Below are 19,589 nucleotides of genomic sequence, written 5' to 3'. Positions count from 1 at the left end.
GATATTCGAAGCAAAATAATATATCTTAAAGGTATTTATATAATACCTATAAAATATGTTTAGCTCTCCTCTTTAAAACAAATCAGCTCCATATAAAGAATATAAAAATAAAACGGAGCGCAATAAAAAAAGCCCTGACAATGTCAGGGCTTTTTGAATTTGGCGGAAGCGGTGAGATTCGAACTCACGGAGGACTCACACCCTCGTCGGTTTTCAAGACCGGTGCATTAAACCACTCTGCCACGCTTCCAATGGCGGCTATCATATAAAGAAAATTTTAACTTGGCAAATATTTTTCCAGGTTTTCGCAACCGACTGTACAAAATAAAATCAAAATCGTTTAATTTGCTGAATTTTCAAACTTTTCATAGCGAATGTCGACAATATACCAGTGTTTTGCACCTGATGGCGTCTGCACTACTGCTTCATCATCCACACTTTTGCCCAGCAAGGCGCGCGCCATTGGCGAGTCAATTGAAATATGTTGTGGATGATGATCATAAATTTCATCAACCCCGACAATTCTTAGGGTTTTCTGCTCGCCATCATCATTTTCAATATCGACCCAAGCGCCAAAATAGACCTTGCCCTCCTGTTCAGGTGAAAAATCAATAATTCGCAGCTCTTCCAGCCGCTTGCCGAGGTAACGTACCCGACGGTCAATCTTGCGCAGCAGCTGCTTGTTATATTGGTAATCGGCGTTCTCCGAACGATCGCCGAGACTGGCCGCCCAGTTCACTTTTTTGGTAATTTCAGGGCGTTCTTCATGCCACAAATGCTGAAGTTCCGCGACCAGTTTGTCATGTCCACCACGGGTAATTAAGCTCGATTTCATGGCCTTTAACAGCAGAAAAATATGCCTGTAGCTTACCAAAAACTGCTGCCTTCTCCCCAATTACTCCACTTTTAAAGTTTATAAAATATTTTTCCTAAATAGAATCATTTACTTATGAAACAGTTTTTTATTTTTTTATGGACAAAATTTGACAACTCAAATTTTGGTCTTTATTATGCGCACATCTTTTAATTATGATCATTTTTTAACCTGTGTGGCGTAGCCACATTTTTTATCTTTCATCCCATGTCATTTTGAATGACGTCATGAGTGCCCACCCTCTTATTGAATTTATCAAACTTGAAAAAGTCTGAGGCCTTTTGCCTCCTGCTTTGTAGGGCATAAATTACTTGTAGCGGAGACAACATGCACAGTAGTTCAACTTCTGGGTCGAGGCTTGGCCTTCACTCTTTTTTCAACTCTCTCCCTTTAAAAGTCTTAGTATTAAGCAGTGCGTTAATTCCGTTTCATAGTATTAATGCAAGTAAAGCAGCGTATCAGTTTGATCGCGTGGTCAATCACAATAAATTGACCGTGGTTTCTGTTTCGAATCCGACCACCGTGTTTCAGAACAGTCAGCATCTGCATGGCTTTGGTTATGACCTGGTGCGCAACTATGCGCATAGCCTGAATGTCAAACTCGAGTTTAAAACCGTACCGGACAATGCGACAGCGTTGCAATGGGTGGCGTCAGGTAAAGCCAACTTTGCCATGACCACTGCCAGTATTCAGAGCATTGAAAACAAGCATCTGACCGGTTTTTCGGCCACCTGTGGCGATTTAAACACCTTGCAGAAAAATGGCCTAAACAGCAATTTAAACTGGGTATTTAAACATGCCGATGATCCGCTGAGCCAGACCGCCAGTGCCTTTGTCTGCCGTGGCAAACAAAGCGGTGCCATCAACCAGCTGGCCTCGTTCTATAACCAGAATGTGGTTAAGCAGGAATCCTGGAATACTATCCAGCGTGACTTAAGCAATCGCATGCCTTTATATAAGGCCAGCTTCCAGCGCACTGCGCAGCAGTATGATCTGGACTGGCATTTACTGGCGGCCATTGGTTATCAGGAATCGTACTTAAAGCCGAACTCTGTTTCACCAACCGGTGTTCGTGGTTTGATGATGCTGACCAACAGCACAGCCAAAGCCATGGGCGTCAGTAACCGTACCGATCCAACCCAGAGCATTCAGGGCGGTGCCAAGTATTACAACCTGATGCTGAACCGTTATAAGCATATTCCGTTTCCAGACCGTAACTGGTATGCACTGGTGGCCTATAACATGGGTCCGGGTGCCGTGAGCCAGATTCAGAAGCGTATTCAGGCCACCGGTAAAAACCCGAACAACTGGGTCAACCTGTATGCTTACTTAGACGGCAATAAAGCCAAGAACGGACGTTATCGTCAGGCCTTACAATACGTGACCCGTATCCGTGCCTATCTGGAACACATCAAGACCACGCCGCAGCTGGTGAATATTTAAATGCTTCACCGTTGATCTTCAAGGCAAAAAAAAGCTTACCTTCGGGTAAGCTTTTTTGTGTCGGGTCACAATCAGGTGGTTTGCGCCAAAACGTTTTTGAACAGGTCTTTTTGCTCTTGGCTTGGTTTTGCAGTTTGCAATGCCATTAATTGAGACATATCGCCTTGTACTTTGATTTTACCGGTCATGAAGGCTTGCATGGCTGCAGCCATATCAAACTCCAGGAACACTTTACGTAAGGTCTCAGCATCCATATTCAGGGTTGTTTTTGCATTTGCAGACAATCCTTTCTGGATTTTGCCACCATCTAAAGCTAATTCTGTATTGCCTGAAGCATCCGTAACAACCAAATTAATTGCAAGATTCGCAAGCGCAGGTGGTAAATTTAAGTCACCAGCTTGAGCCGTCAGGTTCTCTACGGTTGCAAACCAATCATCAGATAAAAAAGCAGGCATGATTATTCCTCAATTTATTTGTTCATTTGTGTCGCCTGTCCAGACAACATTTTTGTGAAGCAATGATGCTTGTGACCTGTTATAGCATGTAATCATAAAAGATGGCTAAGATTTTTTGTACGATGCGTTCAAATTTTATATTTTTAATACAATATTGAAATAATTCAAATATATAAAAAAAGCACTGAACTGAAGTTCAATGCTTTTTTTGACTATTTAGTCAGCTGCATAGCCTAAATTGACCATGTTGATGCGGTTGGACTGACCATCTTCATTCTCGTGCGAATAACTGCCTTTAAAGTCAAACTCGCGCTCGCTATCGAGTGCTTCAAAGTCAAACAGCTCGCGGTCTGCCAGTTGCGATGGTGATACATTTTGCAATGCACCAAAAATACTGTGCAGACGTTTTGGATGGGCATTGTCCCATTCACGCAGCATGTCATTGATAATCGCACGTTGCAGATTTTCCTGCGAACCACACAGGTTACATGGAATAATCGGGAACTGGCGCATTTGCGCGTATTTGATGATGTCTTTTTCTTCCACATAAGCCAGTGGACGAATCAGCATATTCTTCTTGTCGGAAGATAACAGCTTCGGTGGCATCGCCTTTAAGCTGCCGCCATGGAACAGGTTCAGGAAGAAAGTCGCCAGAATATCATCACGATGATGCCCCAGTGCCACCTTGGTTGCCCCAATTTCCTGGGCAAAGCCGTACAGTGAACCACGACGCAGACGCGAACACACTGCACAGTAGGTTTTGCCTTCCGGGGTCAGACGCTTGGTAATACTGTAGGTATCTTTTTCCAGAATATAATACGGGATATTATTTTCTTCCAGATAACGCGGCAGCACATCTTCAGGGAAGCCCGGCTGTTTCTGGTCCAGATTCACCGCCACCACATCAAAATGAATCGGGGCAATACGTTTAAACTGCAACAGAATATCCAGTAAGGTATAACTGTCTTTACCACCCGAAATACACACCATGACCTTGTCACCGTCTTCGATCATCTTGTAATCACGAATGGCATGACCCACCTGGCGACGCAGCTTTTTCAGCAAACGGTAATACGCAGAGCTGGTTGGCAGTTCTGGTTTAAAATTAAATCCTTGATCGGACTCAACTGGCGAGAACATAGACGAGATTTACCCATAAAAAAAATACCGCGCAATTTTAGCCGATTCAGTCCCGGCACGCATCAAAAGAATGTAATTTCCTGCTTGTCATTTTTTGTCATCTCGCTGTCTTTATTTTTATGCTAATTTGAACGTTTGCGTTCATCTTTTAAGCAAGATGCTTATCTTTTGGACTTTTCCACAGTTTTCCACAAAAGCTGTGGATAACTTTGTGGATTTAAAACAACTTGACAAGGTCACTTGCCTGCAATTGAAGGCTTCTATTTAAATTGATCATTTTTTAATCAATTTTATTTATAATTAAAATCAATGGTTTAAGTGTGTCAAGCAGACCAGAATAAAAAAAATAAATATTTTTTTTGATTGTTCTGTCAGCAAACAGGGCTTGATTTTTACAAAGTAAACGGGGAAATAAATGTAAAGACTCTTTTCATCAATGTTTTTTTTGTTAAACTCAAACCACCTGTTTGGGGACAGTATGAACTTCGTTACCATAATGAATACGATAATGTATAAAAGATTACATTTTAAACAACTGGCTTTTTGGGGATGTGTGACGCTGCTTGCGGTTGCATCGCACAGTCATGCCGGACAGATTTATGTCTATAAAGACAATAATGGCTCTACCCTGCTGACCAATCGTAAAAGTTCAGACCAGTCCCTGAAAAAAGTCAAAGTGACGTATTATCCCGACAGCAATATTCATCGTTATAGCAACTGGGGCAGCTCTGAAGCATCGGTCTTACCAAGCTATAGCCGCAATAAAAATGCCTTTGACCATATTATCCAGCAGGCCGCGCAGCGCCACGGTATTTCGTCTGGGCTGATTAAAGCCGTCATGCACACCGAGTCCGGCTTTAATGTCAATGCTCGCTCTCCGGTCGGGGCCCAAGGCTTAATGCAGCTGATGCCGGCCACTGCCAAACGTTTTCAGGTTTCTAATGCCTACGATCCTTATGAAAATATTATGGCCGGGGCCAAATATCTGGCCTGGTTACTAAAACGTTTTAACGGTAATACATCCTTAGCATTGGCCGGTTATAATGCCGGTGAAGGCAATGTCGCCAAATACGGTGGCATTCCGCCCTTCCGTGAAACTCAGGACTATGTGCGCCGCGTGACCAGCCGTTATCACAATCTGTATGCCGGTGGTGTCAGCAGTAGCGATCAGGGACCGTTACTGGCCCAATCCAATACGCTTTCTTCTGGTTCGCATTTAACTGCAGCCCAGCCTGCACGCCCATCGCGTGAAATTATTGTTGCCGCAGATGGCAGCTTTACCGATGCACCGGTCCGCTCCTATGCCACGGCACATGCCTCTGCTGCAGCCCGAATCACCATTTCGGACTAAGATGATTTTTTGTTGATTTTCACGATTTTTTCTTGAATTTTTAATACATTCACCGCATATTTACTTGCATGATTTATGAATCAGATTACATTTTCATTTTAAGAGGATTTACTCAATGATGCGGATTGGTTTGTTCTTGCTAACCAACCTCGCGGTACTGGTTGTAGCTGGCATTATTTTGTCACTCTTCGGTGTCGGTAGTTACCATGGCGCGGGTGGCTTAAATCTAGGCAACCTGTTGGTCATCTGTTTTGTCTTCGGTATGGTCGGTTCTTTAATTTCCCTGTTCATGTCTAAATGGATGGCGAAAAAAACCACCGGTACAGAGCTGATTGACCCGAATGCCCCACGTAACCAGGCTGAAGCGTGGTTATTAAATGAAGTTGCACAATTGTCGCAACGTGCTGGCATTAAAATGCCAGAAGTGGGTATCTTCCCTTCTTATCAGTCGAATGCCTTTGCAACCGGCTGGAACAAGAATGATGCTTTGGTGGCGGTTTCAACCGGTCTGCTGGAGCGTATGAACAAAGATGAATTACGTGCCGTACTGGCGCACGAAATTGGTCACGTGGCCAATGGTGACATGGTTACGCTGGCGTTAATCCAGGGTGTGGTCAACGCCTTCGTGATGTTCTTTGCCCGTGTTGCCGGTGATTTCATTGATCGTAACGTATTTGGCCGTGAAGATGGCGAAGCGCCAGGCATTGCCTACTTCGTGATTACCATTGTGCTGGATATCGTGTTTGGTATTCTGGCTTCGGCCATTGTGATGTGGTTCTCGCGTCAACGTGAATACCGCGCCGATGAAGCGGGTGCCCGTCTGGCTGGCAAACAGGCCATGATTTCTGCCCTGTTACGCTTACAGGCCGAATCTGAAATGCCAGATGCAATGCCAAAAGAAATGAAAGCCTTCGCGATTTCTGCCGGTCAGGAACAAGGGTTTAGTCTGGCAGCGTTATTCCAGACCCACCCGACCATTGAACAGCGTGTGGCGGCATTACAGCAGTTAAACCTGCCTTAATAATAATGCCCAACCGTTAAATAGACAAAAGCCTCCATATGGAGGCTTTTGTTTTTATGTGTGATAGATACTGGTTGGAATGATGACAGCTTACTTAAAGATTTAAACCCTGCATCCACTGCCAGACCCATTGCAGCCCGGCCAAGGTCGCCACCACCAGAATGATCAGGAACAACAGGCCTAATAAATCAGGAAGATGAATCCACAGCCAGGCCACCACAGGATTACGCCAGAATGCCGAATATTGCTGCTTCTGCTCCAGTTTTTCATGCAAGAAAGGATGCACCACATGATGGTCACTCTGGATATCATATTCCTGCCGGATATGATCATGCACAATATCCAGCGCCTTACGGCTAGGGCGAATAAAAATATCAAAAATCGTCCCGGCAATCGGAATAAAGCCCACCACCGCATCCATAACCGCCAGCTTCATGACCGGATTCAGTTTGGCTTGTGGCACGCCGACCTGTTTGGCTTTATAAATTGCATAACAGGTCAGCACAAAACCGGCCAGATCGCCGGCCACCGGAATGGTACTTAAAGCCGCATCAGCGCCCACGCCCTGTTTGGTAAACGGAATCCGCACCACCGAATCCATCATATTGGCAAACTTGGCCAGATCACGCTCCAGGCGAATCACCTCTTGCCGGGAAAGTTTGGGTTTGGGGCTGTGCAGCTCTGTCATGAATCAACCTGATTTTTATCTATTTATGTCATGTTTTTACTATACTCGAGCGCGCTGCTCAAACGTTTTACTGCTTTGTAAATACAGGCTAAAACAACAGCTGTGAGGCAATAAACAGATAAACCACCACCCCGCTGGCATCGCAAATTGAGGTCACCAGAGGTGCCGACGCACTGGCCGGGTCCAGTTTCAGCTTATTGAGAATAAACGGCAGGCTCATGCCAACCAGACAGCCCATCAGCACAATGCCCAGCATACTTAAGGCCAACACCACCGCCACCATCAAATCGCCACGCACATAACCCAGTACCGACACGGCCAGTGCCATGGTGCCACCTAAACAAAGCGCCACCAGACTTTCCCGCCCGAGCAGATAGAACCAGTCACGAAAATGCACATCGCCGGTGGCTAAAGCACGGACCATTAAGGTCGCCGATTGCGCCCCGGCATTCCCGCCACTACCGACCAGCAAGGGCAAGAAGAACACCAGCACAATATGCGTGGCAATAATCTCTTCAAAATGGGCAATCCCAAAACCGGACAGCAAACTGCCAAACACCAGAAATACCAGCCAGAACACGCGCTGGCGATATAAAGATAAAATTGGTGCATTTTTCAGGCTCAGGTTGGGCAAGGATTCAATCGCACCGGATTTTAAAATATCTTCAGTAGTTTCGGCCTCGACAATGTCCATGGCATCATCATAGGTGACAATCCCGACCAGACGCTGCGCCTGATCAACAATCGGCAAGGCCAGAAAATCATAATGCGCCAGCTTCCAGGCAATCTGTTCCTGATCTTCATCGACCTGGCCCATCACCAGATCCGTGGTCATGAGATGCTGCAGCTGTACCTCTGGCGCGGCCTGAATAATCTGCCGCAAGGACACCACACCGAGCAGATGCTGTAGCGCATCGACAATATAAATCAGGTACAGGGTTTCCCGGTCTGCCGCCACCTGACGCAACTGTTCAATCGCCTGCTGGATCGTCAGCTCTGGGGATAAAGTCACAAAATCCGAACTCATGATCGCCCCGGCAGATTCTTCCGGGTAAGCCGCCAGCTGCTGAATTTGCTGACGTTTTTCCGGGGCCAGCTCGGCCAGAATCCACGGCTGTAGCGTCGGACTCAAACCTTTAAACAGGTCGGTCCGGTCATCTGAATGCATGGCACTCATCAGCTGCAACAAATCGGCTGGGTCCAGCTGTTCGGCAATTTGCGCCTGCACAGTTTTTGGCAAAAACTCAAAGATCAGCGCGGCCTGCTCCAGGGTGGGAATCAACCGAACCTGCGCTTGCAGCGACAGCTGTTCAATCCAGACCGCCAAATCGGCCGGATTCATATGCGCAATCAGGGTCTGTACCCGCTCTGGATGCTGCTGCAAAATGGCCTGTTCCAGTGCCTGAAGTTCAAAAGGATTCAGCATAAACTCTCATCATTATTCTTGGTTATTTTTTAAAATGTAAAGTGATTTGCACTGCATCTGCGTGCTGCCGCAGTGTCCCTGAAGCAGCAGCATTTTTCTCTGTATAAACCCGGCGGATCAGGCCTGTTTCAGTTTAAAGATCGAACGCACCAGTACATACATAAAGGGAATAAAGATCAGCACCAGAACCGTACCGAAAATCACCCCACCCAGCACACTCACGCCAATTTCCTGACGGCTGACCGCACCGGCACCAAAGGCAAATACCAGCGGAATGACCCCGGCCCCAAAGGCCAGCGAGGTCATCAGAATAGGACGTAAACGCAGACTCGCTCCTTCCAGTGCGGCTTCCACGGCGCTGCGCCCCTGCTGCTGCGCCATCGAAGCAAACTCGACAATCAGAATCGCATTTTTACAGGACAGGCCGATGGTGGTCAGCAGTGCAATCTGGAAATAGATATCATTCGGGAACCCGGCCAGGTAGCTGAACAGGATATTACCACCAATACCCAGTGGAATCGCGCTCATCACCGCAGTTGGAATGGTCCAGCTTTCATACAGCGCTGCCAGACACAGGAAGATAAAACCAATTGATACCAGATACAGCAATAAAGCCTGATTGCTGGACTGCTTTTCTTCAAAGGACAAGCCGCTCCAGGCCAGATCGACACCGTCCTGCTGGTCAACCAGCTGCTGAATATCCTGCATGGCCTGACCAGAGCTGGCACCGGCTGCGGTATCGGCTTCCATTTCCAGTGCGGTATAGCCCATAAACCGGTTCACCACTTCTGGTCCGCCGCCCCAGCTCAGGGTAGAGAAATTACCAAACGGCACCATCTGCCCGTTGGCATTACGGACCGACCAGGCCTGCAAATCTTCCGGGGTGGCACGGAACTCGGCATCACCCTGCATAATCACCCGTTTAATCCGGCCACGATCAATAAAGTCATTGATATAACTGCCGCCCCATGCCGCCGACAAGGTGCTGTTAATCGCGCCTTGGCTCAGGCCATTGGCCATGGCCTGTTTCTGATGAATATTGACATTCAGCTCGGCTTTTTCCGGATTGGATTTTTTATCCAGATTGGCAAAGCTGGAATAACGGTCGGCCTGACTGCGCAGGCTCTGGAATTGCTGCTCCAGATAATCACGGCCCTGCCCATTTAAATCTCGCAGCCAAAACTGCAGGCCATCGGTCTGGCCTAAACCGCGCACCGAGGCCGGCATCCCAATCATAATCTGCGCATCTGGATGACGCTGGAAATGCTGCATGGCCCGCTCACGAATTGCCTGCGCAGCATTGTCACTGCCCGGACGATCATCCCAGTGTTTCAGCGCAATAAAGCCCTGCCCCAAGTTCTGACCAGTACCTGAGAAATTACGGCCATAGCGAATCATCACTAGATCAACATTGGCCTGTTCCTGTTCAATAAAATAGGCACGAATCGTTTCACCAACTTCACGGCTTTTTGACAGTGGTGCGCCTTCTTGCAACTTAAATTGCACCGTGAGCATGCCCTGATCTTCACTTGGAATAAAGCTGGTCGGCAAGGCTCGATAGAACAAGGCAAATACCCCGATTAAAGCCACAAAAATCACCAGACAGATGGTGCGATGTTGCAGGGTCCAGCTTGAAGAACGCAGATAATGCTGTTTCAGATTTTCCAGTTTCTGATTAAACCAGGCGGCCCATCGGGCGGTTTTCTGCTTTGGCTTTAAAATTAAGGCACATAAGGCCGGGGTTAAAATCAGTGCCACCAGCAAAGATAAGGACATCGCGGCCACCAGGGTGATGGAAAACTGACGGTAGATGACCCCGGTCGAGCCACCAAAAAATGCCATCGGAATAAACACCGCGGTCAGCACCAAGGTAATCCCGACCAGTGCCCCGCTAATTTCCTGCATCGACTGGATTGCCGCCTGTTTGGCTGAAAGCTGCTGCTCATGCATCAAACGCTCAACATTTTCTACGACCACAATCGCATCATCGACCAGCAGGCCAATCGCCAGTACCAGCGCAAACAGGGTTAAGGTATTGATGGTCATGCCCAGCACATACAGCACTGTCAGGGTACCTAAAATCACCACCGGTACGGTGATGGTCGGAATTAAGGTAGCGCGCCAGTTCTGTAAAAACAGGAACATCACGATCACCACCAGAATAATCGCTTCAATGAGGGTTTTTACCACCTCTTTCATCGACTCCTTCACAAACGGCGTATTATCGCGTGGATAGACAATCTTGTAGCCTTCGGGCAACTGTTTGGAGAGATGATCAATTTCCTGCTGGATTAAAGCCGATGTCGCCAGTGCATTGGCGCCAGAGGCCAGGGAAATGCCCAGCGCAGCTGAAGGATAGCCGTTAATCGTATTAAAGGACTGATAATTTTCTGCCCCCAGCTCGACCCGCGCCACATCTTTTAAATAAACAAAACTGCCGTCCTGGGCCGACTTTAAAATTACATTTTCAAATTCTTCGACAGTTTTTAAACGTGAACCGGAGGTGACTTTGGCATTTAAATACTGATCGGTTGCGGTGGGTAAATCGCCAATACTGCCGGCTGCCACCTGGGTATTCTGGGCTTCAACAGCGGCCCGAATATCGCTTGGCATTAAGGCATACTGTTTCAGTTTTAAAGGATTCAACCAGATTCGCATGGCATATTGCGAACCGAAGACATCCACCTCACCCACGCCTTCAATACGCGCCAGATCCTGTTCCAGATGGGTCATCATATAATCGGACAGTTCAATATTGGAACTGTGACCAGCGCTGTCATACAACCCGATGACCATATGGGTATCACCCAGAGATTTAAACACATTCACGCCTTGGCGCTGTACATCTTCAGGCAAACGGTTAATGGCGCTGTTAATCGCATTTTGCACCTGCACCTGTGCGGTATCTGGGTCTGTGCCATTTTCAAAACTGATGCTGATACGGCTGCGCCCTGAAGAATCACTGCTAGAACTGAAATACAGTAAATGATCTAGCCCTTTAATTTGCTGCTCTAAGATCTGCGTTACACTTTCTTCAACTGTTTCAGCAGAAGCACCCGTATAGGTCGCACTGACGGTAATACGTGGCGGAGCAATATCTGGATAGCGTTCTACAGGTAAATTTAATACTGAAAAAATCCCCAGCGCCATCACAATAATTGCGAGCACACCAGCGAAAATCGGACGTTCAATAAAAAATTTAGACAGCATAAAACAGGGTCACTTTTAGGTGGCAGTGTTGAATTTCAAATCGCGGAATCATCAAGTTTTTGTATGCAACAAAACTATTTAAACCGTATTTCAAATTAACACAGCTCAATACAACTTCTGTGACTACATATTAAAAAATGTGCTTTTGACACAAAAATATTGTGGTTTCCACATAATTTCTCACATATTTAGTCACCTACCCTCCTAGTTTTAGGATACAGCCCGGATTTTCCTTTTTTTAAACTCAGTGCATAGCTGACGCGACGACAAGGAAATCATGATGAAAAAAACATTACTTAGCATAACCTTAGCAGCCTTACTGACTGCTTGTGGTGGTTCCGACAATGACTCAAGCAATAACAGTCCGCCATCTCCACCACCATCCACTGCTTCACAAATTGGGGTACTGACTGATGGACCAGTGGGCGGTGTTAAATATGTCAGAACCAGCAGCACAGGTGAAAGTATTGAGGGTACAACCAATCTAGATGGCGAATTTGAATACAATGAGGGAGATACTGTCCGCTTCTTTATTGGTGATGTACAACTGGGTGAAGCGATTGAAGCCAAAGCACGTATTACACCATTAGATTTAGCTGAATCAGAAAATGCCCGAACAAATTTAATGGTGTTTTTACAAACCTTAGATGATGATGGCGACCATAGCAATGGAATTAAAATTACTGCAGACACTCAAACAGCCTTAACCGCTGTGAATATGAATTTCGAGCAAGCACCCGCAGAGTTTTCAACTACGTTTGTGAATGAAGTGATCCCTAAAACCGATATCCCACTAGATCGAATCGTGACACCAGAAAAAGCTGCAGAAAACTTCCAAGCCACTTTCTATAAAGATATTGCAGGCACTTGGGAAATTGGGCGTACTGAAAGCACTGCTGTCATATTACATATTTTACCAGACGGACGTTATGCGCTAGGTGAAGCAGATATAACGGATGAAACTGGGCATGCAGGTATTGAAATGGGCCGACTCAATTGGAACTCAATTGACAGCACTCTCATACCACTCATTTCAGAAGATACCAATGGTGACTACGGGCTTTCCCACCCAGACAATAATGGTCATTTCCGCTTAAATTATAACGGTACAAATTTAGTACTGACTGACGTAGGAAGTAATAGCATCTATATTTTCAACAAAGTAAAACAATCCACAGGCTTAGTTGGCACTTGGAAACTCAATCAAACTCATTTGTTCGCTTTCTTTGACACAGGATACTATTTCTTCTTAGACACAGAAGGCGATGATGATTGCGCTAACCCAGGTATTGAATATGGTAAATATACCACGACCGCCAATACACTCTCTGCAACAGAAATTTTATATGACACCAATGACTGTGGTGGATTGCATGACCCTTGGGATAACAGCAAAGTTAATGCAACTTATAGTATTTCAGGTACAAGCTTGACCTTACATCCTCAAGGTGAAGACCCTGTCACTCTACAACGTAGCAATTAAACACGATAAAGCTGCCTAATCAAATTTAGGCAGCTTTAACCGATATGCTCAAAATGAATAGTACAGCCCATCAACAAATGCATGAGTTCAATTTGCGATGTGCAACTCGTCTTTTCATAAATATTTTTAAAATAGGTCCGCACTGAACTTAGAGTAATACCACAATGTTCTGCTATTTCTTCCAATTTATAGCCATTGACCAACAACTCACACAACTCAAATTCACGTTTAGACAATTGATAAGCTTGCTGCAAATAGGCTTTAGACAAGGCATAGTGCTGATGCTTATCGGTCAGAAATACCGCAATTTGATGTTGTCCTGCATTTTGATGCTGCATATTTTTTAATTTAGAAAAAGGTACGATAGTCAGCATTAATTGTTGTCCTTTCGCATCTGACAAAGCCAATACACCGCCTACATCTGCGTTTAAAGCCGACTGTCCCAACAACGCTGAATGTAATAATTGATCTAAACGATTTTGATCATAAGCATGGGTTTTTAAACGATTATACAAGTCCAAATCTAAACATGAATCGTGTTGCAGCATGCTTTGAGCTAAAGGGTTTGAATAAGTCAAACTCAGCTGATGATCAAGCAAAATCACACCTGTTTTTAAATGATCGAGCACGCTATACAAACTTAAATTTTCTTGTTTAACTAAACTAAACTGACGATGGATTTGTAAAGCACGGCGCAAATGCACACCCAAATGCTTTAAAAAATCCAACTCTTTTTGTTGATACGGCGCTACATCTGGCGCCCGGTGAATACCCAAGACCGCCCAACGATGTTGCCCCTGATCAAGTAAAACAGCTGCGATATGACAAATCCCGGTTGGTTCCAGACAGCGCTCATAAAAGATATATTCATCTGTGCCTGGCATCTGGCCATAGGACTGCAAGTTTTGTTCAATAGTATCCCCCACCCCGATTTGCTGCCATAACGGCGCATGCAGTTTCATATCAATGACTTTAATCCGTTCGTCCTGATAGGCATCAATACAGGCTTGCGGAATATTATAAGTATGCACAAAGTCATAACTTGGACTCAATTGGTCCAAAGCGGTAAAAATCGCGGTTTTACTGTTGGTGTAGTGCACAATGGCTTCAATTACTTGCGGCCATAAACGCGTATCCATCGCGGCATCATAAATTAACCCAATGATCTGGTGTTCTTGTTCTTTCATCTCTCCCCCAGCTTAAACATTAAGCCCTACCAATTTAATACAAAAGCTCATCATACATTTAATTATTTTTGAACCATTTATCTATTTCTTACTTTTTTATGCATTAAGTTTAGTTTTACTGCATTGTGTTTTTTATTGACCTGCATATAAAAAAATCCCCGCAATTGCGGGGATTTTATTTCAACTATGTTGAAGGTAAATTATTTACCGCCAAACACATATGAAACACCTACACGGCCACCAACTTCGTTACCGCCAGCGAAACCAAGAGCAGCACTTAGAGAAGTACGGCCATCAGCGAATACGCTTGCAACACCTAAAGCACCGGCAGTTTCACCTTCATAGTGACCTACACCACCGAATACTGCGAATTGACCAGCACCGATGTTAGGAATTTGTTGTTGAGCAGCTAACGCAATCGCAATACCACGGTAAGCAGTTTGCTCTACGTCATCAATACGGCTGTTTAAACGAGCTGCTGTAGAATTGAATTGAGTTAAACGAGAATCAACTTCTACTAAAGCAGCATCAACTTTAGCATCAACAGCTTTAGAAGTTTCTTCTAAGTAGCCTTTCACAGAAGTTTTTGAACCAGTAGCAGCATCAACAAAAGCGATGTCACCAGTAGTTTCAATGCCAGCTGCAGTTACAGTTGTAAATTGATCTGCTTTACCAGTTTCAGTTTTAGCAACAGTTAAACCGTATACATTATTAGCATTTTGATCTGCACCAATAATACCAGTAGTTACTGAGTGAGCAGTTTCGACACGGTTAGCGTTAGCACCACCGATTGTATATTCTGTACCAGCTGCTAAAACACTACCTACATCAGCATTACCAACTGTAATAGTATTAGCATTGTCATAAGAAACTTTAGACTCGCCATATTTTACATTTTGAGCACCAACAAATGCTTGATTTGTTTTGATTTCAGTTTTTGAATCGCTAAAACCTGTTGCTGCACCAGCTCCAATTAGCGCCAAGCCACCAGCATCAGTAGTTTCAGTCAAAGATCCTTTTTCACCAACGTTATAGAATTTACCAGCAACTTCAATAACTTTAATATCTGTACCAGTACCGTAAGCTTTCACTTCTTGGTTTGGAGTTTCTACACCAGTAATTTTAGTTTCTGTTACCAGACCTTTATCAAGATCAACTAATACATTAGGATTAAGCGTATTTACTTCATGAACTAGACCTAAACCTTTTGAAGTAAGCGCTGAACCTGATCCCACAGAAGAAACGAGGTTTTCATCTTGATCATAAATATCAACCCCATCAACAACAGCTACACCAACACTATTTTCACTGATGTTACCAGCTGTAAAATCTTGATATTCTGATTTTTTAAGGTAGTCATATCCTGGTACATTAATATCAGCTGAAATTTTCTCTTCAGTATTAGCTTCAGGCGCAGTAATTGTACCATTAAGTGATGTTAGGCCGCCTTCATTAAAAACGATAGTGTCTTTCCATTTACCAGCATAGATTGTTTCTGCTGTATAACCACCAGAAATAATTTGTTCTTCTTCTACACCGATTACTTGAGAAGAGTCAACCAGACCACCACGTAATAGGTTACTGTATTCAGAAGCATCACCTTCAAACTTAACAAAACCTTCGCCAGTTAAAGTATACGCTACATCATTGATTTTGTAGATAACATCAGTAGCACCGATATCAGTAGTTTTACCATACTGGTAAACTGGTGTTTTACCTTTTACAGGTGTAACTTCTGCTGCTGTTACTGCTACAGCTGAAATAGAAAGAGCTACAGCTAAGAGAGTTTTCTGAAATTTCATATAAATTTCCTTCAATTTTTATAAAAAGACTGGCCTACCCTAGGATGATGTAAACCAGTAAAACTGAGTTGAATGTCTGGTTGTTCTGGAGAATTCCATCCACCCGGTTACCGCTGCTCTAGCGGTCCTGAGGCAATAATATACAAACTGAAACAAAAATATCAATCAAAATTTGATTTATTTTCAATTTAAAGTTGATTAATGAAGTAATAAAAACCAATGATTCCATGTAAGCATATGTTTTTAAAACAATTAAAATTTAAAAATTATAAATTAATATTGATTAATTCACAGATTGATTGACTAATATTTTTATTTAGTTGAATTCAATATAAAGTGTAGAAATAAATAAAAATTACAAATAATTACAACAAGATAAGCTAAAGGACTTTGTTACAATTGAAGTATGAATAGAGTTTTCTTAAAATTGGGCTCTGAAAAATATTGTGGCATTCAAAATACATTTTTAAGATAGAATTTAAAAATGTATGATGGTTTAGAAAGAGAGAGAATGGGTTTTATGAGCAGTCAAGAAGAAAAAAAATTATTTGCCGAACGTTTGAAACAAGCTTTAATGGATAACGGACACCCTATTAGTCCGACTTATTTATCCAAGGAGTTTAATAACCGTTATGATGGCACGTCTATTTCGGTGCAATCTGCAAATAACTGGTTATTAGGTAAGGCCATCCCTAGCCAAGATAAACTCTCTATTTTAGCGATTTGGTTAAATGTATCTAATCAATGGCTTAGATTTGGAGACGAAAATATTAATCATAGTGTTCAGATTGCAGAACATGATGTTGGAGATCTAGACTATTACCTAAAATTTCGCTCTTTAAAAAAGAATCACAAAGATATCATTAAAAAATTGATTGATGAATTGAATCAATTATAAGTTTTATTCATGAAATAAGCTAAAATTTTTTTATGTTCACGTTCGTACCCACTTATGCGATCTTCATACTCTTTTAATTTGCGGTATAAAGCTTTTAATTCACATTTACGAATTAATATCAGTTCAGAATGATCTTCTGAACTTTTTCCCTCGTTATTTATAACTGTACTGTTCATATCGCCACATATCAATTATATTTTGATTAAATAATAAATCAAAAGTTCATATAAACCAAGATCAAATCTTACAAAAATAAACATTAATCAATTTTAAAATAGAAAAAGATGTCCTGTTGGCATTTTCTAAGCTAGATTCAACTTATGTCTCAAATTTTACTATATTTTTCACAAAAATCTCACTTTTATTTTATTTAAAATTAAAAAATCCCCGCAATTGCGGGGATTTTTATGATCGAATGACCAGCAGATGTATTACATCATGCCGCCCATACCACCCATGCCGCCCATGTCAGGCATTGCTGGTTTTTCTTCTGGGATTTCAGTGATCATGCACTCAGTTGTGAGCATTAAGCCCGCAACAGATGCAGCATGCTCAAGTGCAGAACGGGTTACTTTCGCTGGGTCAAGAATACCCATTTCAAGCATGTCGCCGTATTCACCAGTTGCAGCGTTATAACCGAAGTTACCTTCACCATTTTTCACAGCGTTGATCACAACAGATGGTTCATCACCTGCGTTTGCCACGATTTGACGAAGCGGCGCTTCGATTGCACGGCGCAGGATGTTGATCCCTACGTTTTGGTCATCGTTGGCACCTGTTACACCGTCAAGTGCTTTGGCAGCACGTACCAGTGCAACACCACCACCAGCAACCACACCTTCTTCAACTGCAGCGCGAGTTGCATGAAGCGCGTCGTCTACGCGGTCTTTTTTCTCTTTCATTTCAACTTCAGTTGCAGCACCGATCTTGATCACTGCTACACCGCCTGCCAATTTAGCAACGCGTTCTTGAAGTTTTTCTTTATCGTATTCAGAAGTCGATTCTTCGATTTGCGCACGGATTTGTTGAACACGCTCAGCGATTTGGCCTGCGTTACCCGCACCATCCACAATCACGGTGTTTTCTTTAGATACAGTTACTTTGTGTGCAGTACCTAAGTGTTCAAGCGTTGTTTGGTCTAACTGCATACCGATTTCTTCAGAAATCACAGTACCGCCAGTCAAGATCGCGATGTCTTGCAGCATTGCTTTACGACGGTCACCGAAACCAGGTGCTTTCACCGCACATACTTTGATGATGCCGCGCATATTGTTCACAACAAGCGTCGCAAGCGCTTCACCTTCAACATCTTCAGCGATAATTAATAGTGGCTTACCTGTTTTTGCAACCGCTTCAAGAACCGTAATCAGTTCACGGATGTTGCTGACTTTTTTGTCTACCAGCAGGATGAACGGATTTTCAAGTTCAGCAGTGAGCGTATCTTGTTTGTTGGCGAAGTATGGAGAGATATAACCACGGTCAAACTGCATACCCTCTACAACGTCAAGCGCATCTTCAAAGCCTGAACCTTCTTCAACAGTGATTACGCCTTCTTTGCCCACTTTTTCCATTGCTTGTGCAATTAAAGCACCTACAGTGGTGTCAGAGTTTGCAGAGATCGAACCGACTTGTTCAATTGCTTTCGAATCAGATGCAGGTTGTGCAGTTGATTTGATTTCAGCCACTAAAGTTTTCACCGCGATGTCGATACCGCGTTTCAAGTCCATTGGGTTCATACCCGCAGTCACTGACTTGATGCCTTCGTTCAGGATGGCTTGCGCCAATACAGTTGCAGTTGTGGTACCGTCACCTGCAATGTCATTGGTTTTAGAAGACACTTCACGAACCAGTTGCGCACCCATGTTCTCGAACTTGTCTTTTAACGTGATTTCTTTCGCAACAGAAACACCATCTTTAGTGATGTGCGGTGCGCCGAAAGAACGGTCGATCACCACGTTACGGCCTTTAGGACCTAAAGTTACTTTCACTGCATCTGCAAGAATGTTGACACCCGCAATCATTTTGCTACGAGCTGAATCACCAAATTTTACGTCTTTAGCTGACATGATTTACTCCAATTTTAAATCTTAACTAAATCTGATAACCATTGAGTTAGTGAGAAATTAGCCTTCTAAAACAGCTAAAATGTCAGACTCTTTCATAATAAGCAGTTCTTCACCGTCTACTTTTACAGTGGTGCCGGCATAGGTACCAAACAATACTTTATCGCCAACTTTCACATCTAATGCACGTACGCCATTGTCTGTGATTTGACCATTACCAACTGCAATGATTTCACCCTGAGCAGGTTTTTCAGCAGCAGAACCTGGCAATAAAATGCCGCCAGCAGTTTTTGTTTCTTCTTCGACACGACGAATTACTACACGGTCATGTAATGGACGAATGTTGCTCATAAATAACTCCATCAGACTAAGTCTTCGTTAGATAACTGATGACGACTTATTTATTCCTTTGGTCATCATCAAAATGAATTTTAGATGTCACTTTTGTGGGGATGGAAAAAAACGCTTCAAGGGGAAAAATGAAAAAAAATCTGTTTTTTGTCTTTTTTTTCGCCAGCCATCAGACCACTGTCGCTTTATTCCCCATA

The 19,589-nt window shown here is 43.7% G+C and carries 15 protein-coding genes and 1 tRNA gene; 5 read left to right on the top strand and 11 right to left on the bottom strand.

The features are described from left to right. Window positions 1-160: 160 nt before the first annotated feature. Window positions 161-250 (bottom strand) — tRNA-Ser (locus tag GA693_RS02235). A 90-nt stretch (window positions 251-340) separates the two neighbouring features. Next, the gene (gene greB, locus GA693_RS02230; RefSeq protein WP_005176376.1) at window positions 341-835 is read right to left on the bottom strand and encodes a transcription elongation factor GreB; all 495 of its coding nucleotides are present in this window, start codon (window positions 833-835) and stop codon (window positions 341-343) included. A gap of 366 nt (window positions 836-1,201) precedes the next feature. Here greB and GA693_RS02225 point away from each other — a divergent pair, with 366 nt between their 5' ends. Beyond that, on the top strand, window positions 1,202-2,317 hold the full coding sequence (locus GA693_RS02225; RefSeq protein ID WP_005176374.1) for an MltF family protein: 1,116 nt from the start codon (window positions 1,202-1,204) through the stop codon (window positions 2,315-2,317). 71 nt (window positions 2,318-2,388) lie between these two features. On the opposite strand, the gene GA693_RS02220 is transcribed toward GA693_RS02225, so the two are convergent. Together GA693_RS02220 and ttcA are read right to left on the bottom strand one after the other, a co-directional pair. Further along, a complete protein-coding gene (locus GA693_RS02220; RefSeq protein WP_016659963.1) occupies window positions 2,389-2,772 on the bottom strand; it encodes an SCP2 sterol-binding domain-containing protein in 384 nt (127 codons plus the stop codon). A gap of 216 nt (window positions 2,773-2,988) precedes the next feature. Next, window positions 2,989-3,912: a tRNA 2-thiocytidine(32) synthetase TtcA gene (ttcA, locus tag GA693_RS02215; RefSeq protein WP_005176370.1), complete on the bottom strand. Its 924-nt coding sequence runs from the start codon at window positions 3,910-3,912 to the stop codon at window positions 2,989-2,991. Window positions 3,913-4,420: 508 nt separating this feature from the next. Here ttcA and GA693_RS02210 point away from each other — a divergent pair. Together GA693_RS02210 and htpX are read left to right on the top strand one after the other, a co-directional pair. Continuing rightward, window positions 4,421-5,263, top strand: coding sequence for a lytic transglycosylase domain-containing protein (locus GA693_RS02210; protein ID WP_034597413.1), 843 nt, complete (start codon window positions 4,421-4,423; stop codon window positions 5,261-5,263). A gap of 115 nt (window positions 5,264-5,378) precedes the next feature. Next, window positions 5,379-6,284, top strand: a complete 906-nt coding sequence (gene htpX / locus GA693_RS02205; RefSeq protein ID WP_005176364.1) for a protease HtpX — start codon at window positions 5,379-5,381, stop codon at window positions 6,282-6,284. A gap of 94 nt (window positions 6,285-6,378) precedes the next feature. Here the strand turns inward: htpX and GA693_RS02200 are convergent, their stop codons facing one another. The 3 genes from GA693_RS02200 to GA693_RS02190 all read right to left on the bottom strand — a co-directional run bounded on the left by GA693_RS02200 (window position 6,379) and on the right by GA693_RS02190 (window position 11,608). Next, complete coding sequence (locus tag GA693_RS02200) at window positions 6,379-6,972, bottom strand: DUF4112 domain-containing protein (protein WP_160241511.1); 594 nt, start codon at window positions 6,970-6,972, stop codon at window positions 6,379-6,381. Between the two features lie 88 nt (window positions 6,973-7,060). Beyond that, on the bottom strand, window positions 7,061-8,398 hold the full coding sequence (gene mgtE / locus GA693_RS02195; RefSeq protein WP_160241512.1) for a magnesium transporter: 1,338 nt from the start codon (window positions 8,396-8,398) through the stop codon (window positions 7,061-7,063). A 117-nt stretch (window positions 8,399-8,515) separates the two neighbouring features. Further along, complete coding sequence (locus tag GA693_RS02190) at window positions 8,516-11,608, bottom strand: multidrug efflux RND transporter permease subunit (protein WP_160241513.1); 3,093 nt, start codon at window positions 11,606-11,608, stop codon at window positions 8,516-8,518. A 280-nt stretch (window positions 11,609-11,888) separates the two neighbouring features. Between GA693_RS02190 and GA693_RS02185 the strand changes: the two genes are divergently transcribed. Beyond that, window positions 11,889-13,091, top strand: coding sequence for a hypothetical protein (locus GA693_RS02185; RefSeq protein ID WP_160241514.1), 1,203 nt, complete (start codon window positions 11,889-11,891; stop codon window positions 13,089-13,091). Between the two features lie 35 nt (window positions 13,092-13,126). Here GA693_RS02185 and GA693_RS02180 read toward each other — a convergent pair whose 3' ends face one another. Beyond that, on the bottom strand, window positions 13,127-14,278 hold the full coding sequence (locus tag GA693_RS02180) for a helix-turn-helix transcriptional regulator (RefSeq protein ID WP_160241515.1): 1,152 nt from the start codon (window positions 14,276-14,278) through the stop codon (window positions 13,127-13,129). A 200-nt stretch (window positions 14,279-14,478) separates the two neighbouring features. Then, on the bottom strand, window positions 14,479-16,080 hold the full coding sequence (locus tag GA693_RS02175) for a YadA-like family protein (RefSeq protein WP_160241516.1): 1,602 nt from the start codon (window positions 16,078-16,080) through the stop codon (window positions 14,479-14,481). 484 nt (window positions 16,081-16,564) lie between these two features. Here GA693_RS02175 and GA693_RS02170 point away from each other — a divergent pair, with 484 nt between their 5' ends. Continuing rightward, on the top strand, window positions 16,565-16,978 hold the full coding sequence (locus GA693_RS02170; protein ID WP_160241517.1) for a hypothetical protein: 414 nt from the start codon (window positions 16,565-16,567) through the stop codon (window positions 16,976-16,978). A 431-nt stretch (window positions 16,979-17,409) separates the two neighbouring features. Here the strand turns inward: GA693_RS02170 and groL are convergent, their stop codons facing one another. Beyond that, on the bottom strand, window positions 17,410-19,044 hold the full coding sequence (groL, locus tag GA693_RS02165; RefSeq protein WP_127798938.1) for a chaperonin GroEL: 1,635 nt from the start codon (window positions 19,042-19,044) through the stop codon (window positions 17,410-17,412). Window positions 19,045-19,101: 57 nt separating this feature from the next. Beyond that, complete coding sequence (locus GA693_RS02160) at window positions 19,102-19,392, bottom strand: co-chaperone GroES (RefSeq protein ID WP_004810787.1); 291 nt, start codon at window positions 19,390-19,392, stop codon at window positions 19,102-19,104. Window positions 19,393-19,589: the final 197 nt, after the last annotated feature.

Source organism: Acinetobacter indicus (assembly GCF_009914475.1).
Taxonomy (GTDB): Bacteria; Pseudomonadota; Gammaproteobacteria; order Pseudomonadales; family Moraxellaceae; genus Acinetobacter; species Acinetobacter indicus.
This window is presented reverse-complemented; position numbering and strand designations above follow the sequence as displayed.

Bases quoted from the DNA above. Each gene is read 5' to 3' on its own strand.
- GA693_RS02175 (WP_160241516.1), bottom strand. From the start codon at position 16,080: ATGAAATTTCAGAAAACTCTCTTAGCTGTAGCTCTTTCTATTTCAGCT.
- GA693_RS02210 (WP_034597413.1), top strand. From the start codon at position 4,421: ATGTATAAAAGATTACATTTTAAACAACTGGCTTTTTGGGGATGTGTG.
- ttcA (WP_005176370.1), bottom strand. From the start codon at position 3,912: ATGTTCTCGCCAGTTGAGTCCGATCAAGGATTTAATTTTAAACCAGAA.
- GA693_RS02220 (WP_016659963.1), bottom strand. From the start codon at position 2,772: ATGCCTGCTTTTTTATCTGATGATTGGTTTGCAACCGTAGAGAACCTG.
- groL (WP_127798938.1), bottom strand. From the start codon at position 19,044: ATGTCAGCTAAAGACGTAAAATTTGGTGATTCAGCTCGTAGCAAAATG.
- GA693_RS02185 (WP_160241514.1), top strand. From the start codon at position 11,889: ATGAAAAAAACATTACTTAGCATAACCTTAGCAGCCTTACTGACTGCT.
- greB (WP_005176376.1), bottom strand. From the start codon at position 835: ATGAAATCGAGCTTAATTACCCGTGGTGGACATGACAAACTGGTCGCG.
- GA693_RS02160 (WP_004810787.1), bottom strand. From the start codon at position 19,392: ATGAGCAACATTCGTCCATTACATGACCGTGTAGTAATTCGTCGTGTC.
- GA693_RS02180 (WP_160241515.1), bottom strand. From the start codon at position 14,278: ATGAAAGAACAAGAACACCAGATCATTGGGTTAATTTATGATGCCGCG.
- htpX (WP_005176364.1), top strand. From the start codon at position 5,379: ATGATGCGGATTGGTTTGTTCTTGCTAACCAACCTCGCGGTACTGGTT.
- GA693_RS02200 (WP_160241511.1), bottom strand. From the start codon at position 6,972: ATGACAGAGCTGCACAGCCCCAAACCCAAACTTTCCCGGCAAGAGGTG.
- mgtE (WP_160241512.1), bottom strand. From the start codon at position 8,398: ATGCTGAATCCTTTTGAACTTCAGGCACTGGAACAGGCCATTTTGCAG.
- GA693_RS02190 (WP_160241513.1), bottom strand. From the start codon at position 11,608: ATGCTGTCTAAATTTTTTATTGAACGTCCGATTTTCGCTGGTGTGCTC.
- GA693_RS02225 (WP_005176374.1), top strand. From the start codon at position 1,202: ATGCACAGTAGTTCAACTTCTGGGTCGAGGCTTGGCCTTCACTCTTTT.
- GA693_RS02170 (WP_160241517.1), top strand. From the start codon at position 16,565: ATGTATGATGGTTTAGAAAGAGAGAGAATGGGTTTTATGAGCAGTCAA.